This window comes from Parasphingorhabdus sp., from assembly GCF_036964675.1.
Classification (GTDB): domain Bacteria; phylum Pseudomonadota; class Alphaproteobacteria; order Sphingomonadales; family Sphingomonadaceae; genus Parasphingorhabdus.
In genome coordinates, this window is sequence record NZ_JBALTF010000075.1 from 1 (window position 1) to 11,354 (window position 11,354).

Below are 11,354 nucleotides of genomic sequence, written 5' to 3' on the forward strand. Positions count from 1 at the left end.
GTCAAACAGATGGTCGATAGCGGTTTTCTGTTCTCCGGCGCCTAGCGATCGAGTCGTCAGCTCGGCCTCTCGGTTGATGGATTCCATGCGCTTATCTTCAATCGTGACCGTCTTTTCATGGTATCAAAATGGCGTTAAGATTACAAATTTGCAAGATAGGCAGCAACGTCGCTGGGTGTATGACACGGGCATATGTTGACCATCTGCTGCCCTCATACTAAGCCCGGTTTAATCAAACAATTAAATTCAGGAGAGACCCGTCATGAAAGCCATCCAACTGCACGCTCCCGCCTCGCTCGACAATCTGAAGCTGGTCGACCTGCCCGATCCGGCGGCGCCCGGACCCGGCGAAATCGCGGTGCGGGTGCGCGCTTCCAGCCTCAACTATCATGATTATGCCGTGGTCAAGGGGATGTTGCCGACCGCCGAGAAGCGTATTCCGATGTCCGATGGTGCGGGCGAAGTGACTGCCGTGGGCGAAGGCGTCAGCGAATTTACAGTCGGCGATCTGGTGGTCTCGACCTTCTTCCCCGAGTGGATTGACGGCGCGCCGCCCGAAGGTGGATTTACCCGCGTACCGGGCGACGGCATTGACGGCTATGCGGTCGAGCAGGCGGTTGGCCTTGCCACGTCCTGGACCAAGGCACCCAAGGGCTATAGCGCCGCTGAAGCCGCGACTTTGACTTGCGCCGGCCTTACCGCCTGGCGTGCGCTGTTTGTCGATGGCTGCGTGAAGCCGGGTGACACGGTGCTGGTGCAGGGCACCGGCGGCGTCTCGATCTTCGCGCTGCAATTTGCCAAGGCGGCTGGCGCAACGGTGATCGCGACTTCTTCATCCAATGACAAGCTGGAGCGGCTGAAGGAACTCGGCGCGGATCATCTGATCAACTATAAGGAAGTCGAAGCCTGGGGGCCGAAAGTGCTCGAACTCACCGGCGGCAAGGGCGTTGATTGCGTCGTCGAAATCGGCGGCCCCGGCACGCTCGACCAGTCGATGATGGCGACGCGGATCGGCGGTCATGTCGCCCTGATCGGTGTTTTGACCGGTTTCGCCGGACCCGTGCAGACTGCCTTGCTGATGGCGAAGAACCTGCGCGTGCAGGGCCTGACCGTGGGCAGCCGCGCGCAGCAGATCGACATGATCGCGGCGATCGAGGCCAATGGCCTCAAGCCCGTGCTCGACCAGCATTTCCCGCTTGCCAACCTGGCCGATGCTTTCCGTCATCAGGAATCGGGTAAGCATTTCGGCAAGATTGTCGTCGATATCTGACCAATGAGGCGGCGGGCCAATCTGGATGATCGCGATGCGGTCATCGCGCTGTGGTAGGCTTGTGGCCTGACGCGACCATGGAATGACCCCGGCGCCGATTTTGAACGCGCGGTCAACGGGATGACTTCCTGCATATTTTTGCTGGAGCATCACGGGCAATGGGCGGCGACCGTGATGGTTGGCGATGACGGCCATCGTGGCTGGGTCTATTATCTCGGCGTTGTTCCGGCTTGCCGGAAACAGGGCCTGGGCAGACAGATGATGGCAGCGGCCGAGCATTGGCTGTGCGAACGAAATGCCCCGAAAATCCAGCTGATGGTGCGGGATGACAATGAAGCCGCGATCGGTTTTTACCAAGCGCTGGGATATGAAGTGCAGCCGGTGGTGACAATCGGAAAGCGACTGGGTCCGCATGGCAACTGAGTGACGGGAAGCTGACCGATGCCATTCGGCCTGCGATGCCCTGATTTTGTACCCCATTGCCAATTTTAATTTTTGAGCCTAGCGCTCGCGGCAATCGAATCTGGGCTATGTATCGAGGACAATGACAATGGCTGGTGAAACCAAAATGTACGGCATTTCCAATTGCGACACCGTCAAGAAGGCGCGCAACTGGATGGAGCGCAATGGCATCAACTATGTTTTTCATGACTATAAAAAGTCCGGGATCACCAGGGAAAAGCTGGAAATGTGGGTGATGCAGGTCGGCTGGGAAGCGCTGGTCAACAAGCGCGGCACGACCTTTCGCAAGCTTCCCGACATGGTGAAGGAAAATATCGGCGACGATACAGCGGTCATGGTCATGGCGGAAAATCCCAGCATGATCAAACGGCCGGTGCTGGAGCATGGCGAGGAGCTGGTCGTCGGATTCAAGGCTTCGGATTATGAAGCCGCTGGACTGGCCGCGCGCAACAGCTGAAATCGCCATGTCCGTCGTTTCCGTTCGAATGACGCAAAATTCAGCCATCGCGTTGCGGATAACCTCCCCGATTGCCGTATCGTCAATCGGCCGCTCTCCGCTTATCGCCGCATCTCGAGTCCGGGCGCTTGTTTCGGACAAAAGGGCGATGCCGCAGGCGATCTTCATTGACGCTGTTCGGCTCAGGTGAAAAGGCTATCGATATGGTTCAGGCAAAATGGAATGACGTGGTGATCGCAGAGAGCGACGATACGGTTGTGGTCGAGGGTAATCATTATTTCCCGCGCGAATCGGTCTGGTCGAAATATCTGATGCACAGCGACACCAGCAGCCACTGCCCGTGGAAGGGCGACGCATCCTATCATAGCCTGATCGTCGAGGGCGAAATCAACGAGGATGCGGCCTGGTATTATCCGGCGCCCAAGGACGCTGCCGCCGAAATCGCGGGGCGGATCGCCTTCTGGAAAGGCGTCGAGGTCGGCTAGTGATGAGCGCCCGATTTGCCTTGTTATTTGCGCTGGTGCTGTCCGGCTGCGGGGTACAGGCGGGAGAAGCGACTATGAACGCAGCGACATTGACCGGGGAAGCACCGGTCATCATAGCCCATCGCGGTGCCAGCGGCGAACGCCCGGAACATACGCTGGCTGCCTATCAACTGGCTATCGATCAGGGCGCGGACTTTATCGAACCCGATCTGGTCCTGACCAGGGACGGCGTGCTGGTCGCGCGGCACGAGAATGATATCAGCCAAACCACCGATGTCGCCGACAAGCCGGAATTTACCGATCGCAAGGCCGTCAAGATGATCGACGGCGAGCGCCATGAAGGCTGGTTCACCGAAAATTTCACCCTGGCCGAGCTAAAGACGCTTCGGGCCAAAGAGCGTCTGCCCGAGCTGCGCGAAGCGAACAGCCGCTATAATGGCCAGTTTGAAATACCGACTTTTGAAGAGATTTTGCAATTGCTCAACGCGCATGCGGCCAAAAGCGGCGAGCGGGTCGGTGTCTATCCGGAGACCAAACATCCTGGCTATTTCAAGGCTTTGGGGCTGAGTCATGACGAGCCGTTGCTGAGATTGCTGAAACAATATGGCTATAGCGGCAAGGATGACCCGATATTCATCCAGTCGTTCGAGGTCGGTAATCTGAAGATTCTCTCCGGGAAAACGGATGTCCGGCTGGTCCAGCTGGTGGCCGGCGAAGGCGGGCCACCGGATCGCCAGGGCCTGACCTATGCATCGATGCTCACGCCCGATGGTCTGACAGAAATCGCGACATATGCCGCTGGCCTTGGGCCGCCCAAGGATCTGGTGATTGGTCGCAATATATTGGGCCAGCTGGGTGAACCAACGGGACTGGTCGAGGCTGCACATAAGGCGGGACTTGTTGTCCATCCCTGGACTTTCCGCCGCGAGAATTATTTCCTGCCGACCAATTTCAAGAGCGGCATTGATCCGCGCGACCCGGGCGATCTGGCTGGCGAACTGCGCGCATTTGTCGCTGCTGGCGTGGATGGCCTGTTCAGCGACAATCCGGCGCAGGCGGTGACGGCCATCAAGCGATAACCGCGAAGCTGGCCTTATCTTCCGCCGTCGCTTATCAGGGCCAATCTATCAACGTTACTGCTTAGGATTGCCATGTCCACGACCTTCAAACTCGATACGTCCACCAGTCGCGCCAATCCGCGGCCGCAGCCGATGCGGCGACTGTCGGTTCCGAAAATCCAGGGCCGCAAGGTCGATGGGGTGACGGCGGAGCCGGTGGTCATGCTGACCGCTTACACCGCGCGGTCGGCGCAATTGCTCGACGCCCATTGTGATATGCTGCTGGTCGGTGATTCGCTGGCGCAGGTGATTTACGGGCTTGATTCGACCATTCCGGTGACTCTCGACATGATGTGCAATCATGGCGCGGCGGTGGTCCGGGGCAGCTATCATAGCGTTGTCGTCGTCGACATGCCGTTCGGTTCCTATGAGGCCTCGCCGGAGAAAGCCTATGAAAGCGCTGCCCATATCCTGAAGGAGACCGGTGCGGCTGCGGTCAAGCTCGAGGGCGGTGAAGTGATGGCCGAGACCGTCGCATTTCTGGTCCAGCGGGGCATTCCGGTGGTCGGCCATGTTGGCCTGACACCCCAGGCGATCAACGTGCTGGGCGGCTATGCCGCGCGCGGGCGCAGCGACGCGGAGGCCAAGAAAATTGTCGGTGACGCGGTTGCTCTGGACAAGGCGGGCGCCTTTGCGATCGTGCTGGAAGGCGTGCTGGAGCCGATTGCGATCGAAGCGACCAAGGCGGTGAATGCGATCACCATCGGCATCGGCGCATCGGCGCAATGCGATGGTCAGGTGCTGGTCACCGAGGATATGCTTGGCATGTTCGACCGCACCGCCCGCTTCGTGAAACGCTATCACAATATTGCGGAACAAATTGATCAGGCCGCAGAGCAATATGCCGGAGAGGTCCGGGAGCGCAGTTTTCCGGGGCCAGGCCAGCTCTATCAGCCGAAAAAATAGCGAAATATCTCACTTTCACCGGTTACCCCGTTCAGCCTGTGGAAATGGTCAATAGACTTTTACATTTGCTAATGCGGACGCTAAAGGACAGCCGATTGCATAGCGCCTTCGTCTAACTGGCGAATGCGGCACGCGAAACAGATTTGAGGAAGCCACATTGGCCAAAGACAAAGATAAAGCACCAGAAGAGAAGCCGGACCATCAGGAAAAAGTGTTCTTGCGCGAGGTTGATGAAGCGGTGCGCGAGGACCAGCTGAAAAATATTGCCACCCGTTACGGGCTGTGGATTTTCGCGGCTGTGGTCATTGGCCTCGGTTCGCTGGCTGGCTGGATATTCTATCAGAATAGCCTGAATGAAGATTCCGGTTTCCGCAGCGAGGAATATGTCGCTGCCGTCGACAGCATCCGCCAGAATAATCTGGACGGTGCCGCGAAAGCGCTCGAGTCGCTGACGGAAGCTGAGCAGAGCGGTTATCGGGCAGCAGCGCAATTGCTGCAGGCCAATATCGCGCTGGAAAAAAATGACCCCAAAAAGGCGATTGAAGTCTATGGCAAGGTCATTGCCGACGACAGTCTGCCGCAACCGTTTCGCGATCTTGCACTGATCCGCAAGACCACCGCTGAATTTGACACGCTCAAGCCCCAGCAGGTGATAGACCGGCTGAAGCCGCTTGCGGTGCCAGGCAACCCCTGGTTCGGCAGCGCCGGCGAGATGGTCGCAATATCCTATCTGAACATGAAAAAGTCTGATCTGGCGGGGCCGCTTTTCGCCCAGCTTGCGAAAGATGACAATGTCCCGGCGACGATCCGCTCGCGCGCTTTGCAAATGGCAGGCGTTGAAGGCATTGACGCGGTCGAACTGGACAGCGATGATAAAAAGGCGGCACCGCTGAAAGCGGCTGAAGCTGAGGGAGAATCCAAGGAATGATTTCCGGTAAGACACTGATCGCCAGCATGCTGGCCCTTTCCTTGTTGTCCGGCTGCGGCATATTGGGCGGCGGCGATGGCGAAGACAAGAAGAACACGCCGACGCTCGGCAAGCGCACACCGATCTTGAGCGGGGAAAGCGGTGCGGAAGTCGATCCCGCACTGGCCTCGATTGCCGTGATCCTGCCGGCACCTGTCGCCAATAGTGAATGGGCGCAATCGGGCGGCAACGCCAGCAAATCGATCGGCAATGTTGCGCTGGGCGATAGTCTTTCGCGGGTATGGACCGCCAATATCAGCGGCACTAACAAGCGGGAACGGCTGGCCTCTGCGCCGGTTGTCGCTGGCGGGCGGCTGTTTGTCACAGACACCCAGGCTATGGTCCATGCCTTTGACGCTGCCACCGGCGCAAAAATCTGGTCTACCCAGATGAACGTCAAGGGTGACGGGCACTCTTCGCTATTCGGCGGCGGTGTGAGCGTATTCGACAAGATCGCCTATGCCACCAATGGTGTCGGCGATGTCGTCGCGCTCAACGTAGCGGATGGCAGCGAGATATGGAAAGTGCGTCCGGCTGGACCGCTGCGCGGCTCGCCGACAATTTCCAATGGCAATGTCTATGTGATGACACAGGACAATCAAATCTATGCGCTCAACATGCTCGACGGATCTGTTCAGTGGAATGAAGCAGGGACGGTCAGTCTCGCCGGGATCTTCGGGGTAGGTGCGCCTGCTGCCGGTCAGGGCACGATTGTAGCTGGCTATAGCTCGGGCGAGCTCACCGCCTATCGCTACGAAAATGGCCGAAATCTCTGGAATGATGCGTTGGCCCGGACCAGCATTTCGACTTCGGTGGCGACGCTATCCGATATTGATGCCGATCCGGTGATCGATCGCGGTCGTGTCTTTGCGCTTGGCCAGGGCGGCCGGATGGCAGCCTATGAACTGGTCACTGGCCAGCGGATCTGGGAATTGAATATTGCCGGGATCACCACGCCGGTCGTGGCCGGCGAGTGGGTGTTCGTGCTGACCGACGATGCGAAGCTGTTGTGCATCGCCCGGCCGAACGGCAAGGTCCGCTGGATCAGCCAGCTTGAGGCCTTCAAGAATGAGAAGAAGAAGAAAAACCCGATCAACTGGACGGGGCCGATATTGGCTGGAAATCGTCTGATTGTTGCCAGCACCGAAGGCGATGTCGTTTCGATTTCGCCCGCTGAGGGATCGAGCCAAACGCTGTTTGAACTGGGGGATGGCATTTCGCTGCCGCCGGTTGTTGCGGGTGGTATGCTATATATTCTCGACGACAGCGGCCGGATTTCCGCGTTCCGCTGAGGATCAGAACCAAAGGACAGGGACCGGCTTTATGCTGCCCAATATTGCAATCATAGGTCGACCGAACGTCGGCAAATCAACGCTGTTCAACCGTCTGGTTGGCAAGAAGCTGGCGCTCGTCGATGACACGCCCGGGGTCACGCGTGACCGTCGGGAAGGCGCGGCCAATCTGCTGGGTCTCGAGTTCAACATTGTCGATACCGCGGGCTATGAAGACGAGGATGTCAAAAGCCTGCCCGGACGGATGCGCAAGCAGACCGAACTGGCGGTTGCTGGAGCCGAGCTCGCGATCTTCGTGATCGACGGCCGTGCTGGCCTGACCCCGCTCGATGAGGAAATCGCCCGCTGGCTGAGAAGTTCGAAGACGCCGGTGATATTGCTGGTCAACAAGGCCGAGGGCAAGGCAGCAGAATCCGGCATATTGGAAAGCTATGCGCTCGGTTTTGGCGATCCCATTCCATTCAGCGCGGAACATGGCGACGGCATTGCCGACCTGTTCCAGGCGATCCGGCCCTATGTCGAGAATTTCGAGGCTGCTGAATCCGAAGAGCCCACCGATGAATCGGCACCGCTGAAACTGGCGATTGTCGGTCGCCCCAATGCCGGCAAGTCGACGCTGATCAACAAGATGCTCGATGAAGACCGGATGATAACCGGTCCGGAAGCGGGGATAACGCGTGACAGTATCACCGTGGACTGGGTCTGGCATGATAATGCGCTGACCGAAGAGGAAAAACTCGACGGTATCGCGCCCGATCGGCGGGTCCGCCTGATCGACACCGCCGGCATGCGCAAGCGGGCCAAGGTCAATGACAAGCTGGAAAAGCTTGCCGTCGCCGATGCCCGCCATGCTGTGGATTTTGCCGAAGTGGTGGTGCTGTTGCTCGATGCAACCAAGGGTCTGGAGGCGCAGGATCTGCGCATTGCCGACCATGCGATTCAGGAAGGTCGCTGCGTCGTGATTGCGATCAACAAATGGGATGTTGCGGAAGGGCCGAGCAAATTGTTCAACGGCATCCGTGCGGCGCTGAATGACGGTCTGGCGCAGGTCCGTGATGTGCCGCTGATCGCCGTGTCTGCCTTTACCGGCAAGGGGATTGACGAGTTGATGAAAGCGGCATTCCAGGCCCGCCGGATCTGGTCGCAGCGCGTTTCCACCGGCAAGCTCAACCGCTGGTTCGAAGATGCGATAACAGAAAATCCGCCGCCAGCACCCGGCGGCAAACGGATCAAGTTGCGCTATATCACGCAGGCCAAGACCCGGCCGCCATCTTTCGTGATCTTTGGCACGCGGATCGATGATCTGCCCGAAAGCTATCGTCGCTATTTGATCAACGGGATTCGCCGCGAACTTGGCTTTGGCGGGGTTCCGGTGCGTCTGATCATCCGGGCGCCAAAAAACCCCTACCATGAAAAAGACTGATTTTTCGGTAGTTTGGTAAAAGCTGCGGTCGCTTTTGGTTAACTATATTCGAATCCGGTAACTAAGTTTTTACCGGTGTTGCCCTAGATTCTGGGAGAGTAGCGTATCTTCGCTATTTTTATCGGGAGCGTTTGATGGCGCCATTGGAAAGCGAATTGATTGACTGGACGGTCTGCACCGCAACCCGTTCTGCGCTTGGTCCGAATTTCGTGCGCATACTCGGCTATTTCCGTGAAGATGGCACCGTGTCCGTCCGCAAGATCGAGGCAGCCATGCGCGCCAATGATCCTTTCGAGATGGTCCTTGCCGCGCACAAGCTCAAGGGAGAGGCGCTGCAATTTGGCGCCTTGAAGCTGAGCATTATAGCAGAAACGATCGAAATGACCGCTCGCGCCTGCGTCGAGCATCACGAAACACCCGACGAGGTGATCGAACTGGTGGTGGCTTTACGCCCGATGTTCGAAGAAACGCTGGCGATCCTGGAAAAGGACGCCAGCCCAGTGGTTCAGCAACGCCATCCACTGGGCTTTGGTCGTCGGTTCGGCTGAATAAGCCGATCTCGGGCTATTCGATCGGCTTCGACTGCAACTGGATATAATTTTCAATCCCCATCCGTTCGATCAGGTCAAATTGCTGCTCGAGCGAATCAACATGCTCTTCCTCGCTTTCGAGGATTTCGGCGAACAGATCGCGGCTGACATAGTCGCGCACGCTCTCGCAATGTTCGATGGCATCCTTGAGCATCGGCAGCGCCTCATGCTCCAGCTCCAGATCAGCCTTGAGAATTTCCTCGACCGTTTCGCCGATCTTTAACCGACCCAGCAACTGGAAATTAGGCAATCCGTCGAGAAAGAAAATCCGCTCGGCCAGCTGGTCCGCATGCTTCATTTCGTCGATCGATTCGTGCCGCTCAAATTCAGCCAGTTTCGTCACGCCCCAATTGTCGAGCATGCGATAATGCAACCAATATTGGTTGATCGCGGTAAGTTCGTTTTTCAGAGCTTCGTTGAGAAACTCGATGACTTTTACATCGCCCTTCATGGAAGATTCCTTCTCGATAATCAGTAGATCAATTGCCTACTGCTATACAGCATTAGTCGGCGAAGCGGAAGGGCGGCTTCGATAGAAACTATCGATATTACAATGATTTGTTAACGAGAATGCTAAGCGGTTGCAATTTCGGACCTGATGATCGTCTGGGCAAAGGCAAGGCATTGTCCGCATTTCGGCTTGCGACCGAGCTTGGCGTAGACCTGCGACGGCCGGTCAGCCCCGCTGCGCACAGCGGCTCTCAGGTCTTTTTCCTTTATCGCATTGCAAACACAGACGACCATAGCGGCTCCTTATGGCGACTCGTATATCGCTAATGATAATAGATCGCAATAGCAAAGATGGTCTTAACCGGGAGTTTTGCGAATTCGCATCGGTTGCACCTGGCGCCGGGCCAAACTGCGCCACAGCCATTCCAATGGACCGTAGCGAAAGCGGTGCAACCATGGTTTTGACCAGAGCAGCATGAGAGCCCAGGTGGCGAGCACGAACAGATAGAGTTCTGCCCGGCCGACCGTCCCATATAGTCCCAGCCCCCAGCCGTAGAAGATGAAGGTCATCAACAGGCTGGTTCCGAGATAATTGGTGAAGGCGGCCCGGCCGACCGCGGCGATCCGGTCTATCCAGAAGGACTCCTGGAATTTCTGGATCAGGCCGATCAGCAATGCGGCATAGCCGATGGTCATCAGCAATTGCGAGGGCCAGTTCCAGGCGTAGCTGGCGTTCAGCATCAGCAGCAGGTCGAAATCCCTGTGAATCAGGCCCAGCGTGATTGCCGTCAGGATGAACGCACCGATGCCGGTTAACCGGAGGCCCAATTTACGATATTCTGCCGCGCTCCATTGACCGGTGAAGAATCCATTTTTGTAAAGCGCCATCCCGATCATCATCAGCGGCAGTGTCTCGGCCAGATTATAGGCCAGCAAGATGAGCGGACCGAATGGATTGTTATGGAGTTTGTCGAGAAATATCCGGGCAAAACCGGATTGATGAAGAGTGATATCCGCCGCGACGACGCCCGGCCCTGAACCAAAATCGGTCAGGACCTGTGCAAGATTCTCGATTGCAGCGGCGCTGGCACCGGGGAGACTCGCCTGATATTGCTGGAATAACAGGCTACCAAACATGATCGAATAGCCGATAAAACCAATGGTGAAGATCAGCAGGGCGCGCCGGAACAGGTCTTCGGCGCTCAGGCCGCTGAGGGAATAGGCGATGCAGCCGACGGCGGCATAGAGGAACAATATGTCGCCGAACCACAAGAAGAAGAAATGCGCGAGGCCGAAAATTGCCAGCCAGGCCATGCGGGAAAAGTGAACCTTTGCCGGGTTCTGGCCGCTCGCTTGGGCCCGCTCGATGATCAGCATCATGCTTGCTCCGAACATGATGGTAAACAGGCCGCGCATCTTTCCGTCCACGAATATGTAGGACAGAGCCCAGGCAATGATATCAGGCGGATCGGTGCCGCCATAGACTGCCGGGCTGACATAGGCCATTTCCGGCATCGAGAAGCCGACGATATTCATCAGTAAGATACCCATCACCGCGAAACCGCGCAGGGCGTCGAGTTCGAGATAGCGTGGGGAGGGGGCAATGTTGTTCATGTCAAACCCGTTCGTCCTGAGCCTGTCGAAGGACTTTGACTCGCAGAACCCGCTGTGCCGACTGTGCTTCGACAGGCTCAGCACGAACGGACTCCTGTAAATTCAAAACATTCATAGCCAGCTTGCGATCTGGTCGAGCGGTTTCTTGATCGTTGCGTGGACCGGGATGGTGGCGTCCGGAGAGGGCTTGCCGACCACCAGGATCATCATCGGTTTTTCATGCGCCGGTCGCTCGCATAGCGCGTTCAGGAATTTCATCGGATTGGGCGTATGGGTCAGCGTGGCGAGGCCCGCTTCATGCAGGGCGGTGATCAGCATGC

Annotated in this window: 13 protein-coding genes and 1 pseudogene; 10 read left to right on the forward strand and 4 right to left on the reverse strand. The window is 57.4% G+C overall.

The features are described from left to right. Positions 1–262: 262 nt before the first annotated feature. The 10 genes from V7665_RS11700 (at position 263) to V7665_RS11745 (ending at position 8,928) form a co-directional block, all read left to right on the forward strand. Complete coding sequence (locus V7665_RS11700) at positions 263–1,270, forward strand: zinc-dependent alcohol dehydrogenase family protein (protein WP_335664718.1); 1,008 nt, start codon at positions 263–265, stop codon at positions 1,268–1,270. A 66-nt stretch (positions 1,271–1,336) separates the two neighbouring features. Beyond that, positions 1,337–1,693: a GNAT family acetyltransferase gene (locus tag V7665_RS11705; RefSeq protein WP_335664729.1), complete on the forward strand. Its 357-nt coding sequence runs from the start codon at positions 1,337–1,339 to the stop codon at positions 1,691–1,693. Between the two features lie 127 nt (positions 1,694–1,820). Further along, positions 1,821–2,189, forward strand: coding sequence for an ArsC family reductase (locus V7665_RS11710; RefSeq protein ID WP_442955221.1), 369 nt, complete (start codon positions 1,821–1,823; stop codon positions 2,187–2,189). Positions 2,190–2,392: 203 nt separating this feature from the next. After that, positions 2,393–2,674, forward strand: coding sequence for a DUF427 domain-containing protein (locus V7665_RS11715; RefSeq protein WP_335664720.1), 282 nt, complete (start codon positions 2,393–2,395; stop codon positions 2,672–2,674). Positions 2,675–2,676: 2 nt separating this feature from the next. Further along, positions 2,677–3,753, forward strand: a complete 1,077-nt coding sequence (locus V7665_RS11720; RefSeq protein WP_442955222.1) for a glycerophosphodiester phosphodiesterase — start codon at positions 2,677–2,679, stop codon at positions 3,751–3,753. 72 nt (positions 3,754–3,825) lie between these two features. Next, positions 3,826–4,698 (forward strand): 3-methyl-2-oxobutanoate hydroxymethyltransferase, encoded by an 873-nt coding sequence (gene panB / locus V7665_RS11725; protein WP_335664721.1) that lies wholly within the window; start codon positions 3,826–3,828, stop codon positions 4,696–4,698. Positions 4,699–4,855: 157 nt separating this feature from the next. Continuing rightward, entirely contained in the window at positions 4,856–5,626 is a 771-nt protein-coding gene (locus tag V7665_RS11730) for a tetratricopeptide repeat protein (RefSeq protein WP_335664722.1), read from the forward strand. Continuing rightward, complete coding sequence (locus tag V7665_RS11735) at positions 5,623–6,957, forward strand: outer membrane protein assembly factor BamB family protein (protein ID WP_335664723.1); 1,335 nt, start codon at positions 5,623–5,625, stop codon at positions 6,955–6,957. Before V7665_RS11730 ends, V7665_RS11735 begins: the two co-directional genes overlap by 4 nt. A 31-nt stretch (positions 6,958–6,988) precedes the next feature. Then, positions 6,989–8,380: a ribosome biogenesis GTPase Der gene (gene der, locus V7665_RS11740; RefSeq protein ID WP_335664724.1), complete on the forward strand. Its 1,392-nt coding sequence runs from the start codon at positions 6,989–6,991 to the stop codon at positions 8,378–8,380. Between the two features lie 134 nt (positions 8,381–8,514). Further along, entirely contained in the window at positions 8,515–8,928 is a 414-nt protein-coding gene (locus tag V7665_RS11745; RefSeq protein WP_335664725.1) for an Hpt domain-containing protein, read from the forward strand. Positions 8,929–8,944: 16 nt separating this feature from the next. Here the strand turns inward: V7665_RS11745 and bfr are convergent, their stop codons facing one another. The 4 genes and pseudogenes from bfr to V7665_RS11765 form a co-directional block, all read right to left on the reverse strand. Further along, the gene (bfr, locus tag V7665_RS11750; RefSeq protein ID WP_335664726.1) at positions 8,945–9,421 is read right to left on the reverse strand and encodes a bacterioferritin; all 477 of its coding nucleotides are present in this window, start codon (positions 9,419–9,421) and stop codon (positions 8,945–8,947) included. Positions 9,422–9,543: 122 nt separating this feature from the next. Continuing rightward, positions 9,544–9,714 (reverse strand): (2Fe-2S)-binding protein, encoded by a 171-nt coding sequence (locus tag V7665_RS11755; RefSeq protein WP_335664727.1) that lies wholly within the window; start codon positions 9,712–9,714, stop codon positions 9,544–9,546. Positions 9,715–9,777: 63 nt separating this feature from the next. Further along, complete coding sequence (locus V7665_RS11760; protein WP_335664728.1) at positions 9,778–11,034, reverse strand: DUF418 domain-containing protein; 1,257 nt, start codon at positions 11,032–11,034, stop codon at positions 9,778–9,780. Positions 11,035–11,145: 111 nt separating this feature from the next. Further along, a pseudogene (locus V7665_RS11765) lies at positions 11,146–11,354 on the reverse strand (nitroreductase family protein); the annotation flags it as partial.

Bases quoted from the DNA above. Each gene is read 5' to 3' on its own strand.
- V7665_RS11700 (WP_335664718.1), top strand. From the start codon at position 263: ATGAAAGCCATCCAACTGCACGCTCCCGCCTCGCTCGACAATCTGAAG.
- V7665_RS11710 (WP_442955221.1), top strand. From the start codon at position 1,821: ATGGCTGGTGAAACCAAAATGTACGGCATTTCCAATTGCGACACCGTC.
- V7665_RS11715 (WP_335664720.1), top strand. From the start codon at position 2,393: ATGGTTCAGGCAAAATGGAATGACGTGGTGATCGCAGAGAGCGACGAT.
- V7665_RS11720 (WP_442955222.1), top strand. From the start codon at position 2,677: ATGAGCGCCCGATTTGCCTTGTTATTTGCGCTGGTGCTGTCCGGCTGC.
- panB (WP_335664721.1), top strand. From the start codon at position 3,826: ATGTCCACGACCTTCAAACTCGATACGTCCACCAGTCGCGCCAATCCG.
- V7665_RS11735 (WP_335664723.1), top strand. From the start codon at position 5,623: ATGATTTCCGGTAAGACACTGATCGCCAGCATGCTGGCCCTTTCCTTG.
- der (WP_335664724.1), top strand. From the start codon at position 6,989: ATGCTGCCCAATATTGCAATCATAGGTCGACCGAACGTCGGCAAATCA.
- V7665_RS11745 (WP_335664725.1), top strand. From the start codon at position 8,515: ATGGCGCCATTGGAAAGCGAATTGATTGACTGGACGGTCTGCACCGCA.
- bfr (WP_335664726.1), bottom strand. From the start codon at position 9,421: ATGAAGGGCGATGTAAAAGTCATCGAGTTTCTCAACGAAGCTCTGAAA.
- V7665_RS11755 (WP_335664727.1), bottom strand. From the start codon at position 9,714: ATGGTCGTCTGTGTTTGCAATGCGATAAAGGAAAAAGACCTGAGAGCC.
- V7665_RS11760 (WP_335664728.1), bottom strand. From the start codon at position 11,034: ATGAACAACATTGCCCCCTCCCCACGCTATCTCGAACTCGACGCCCTG.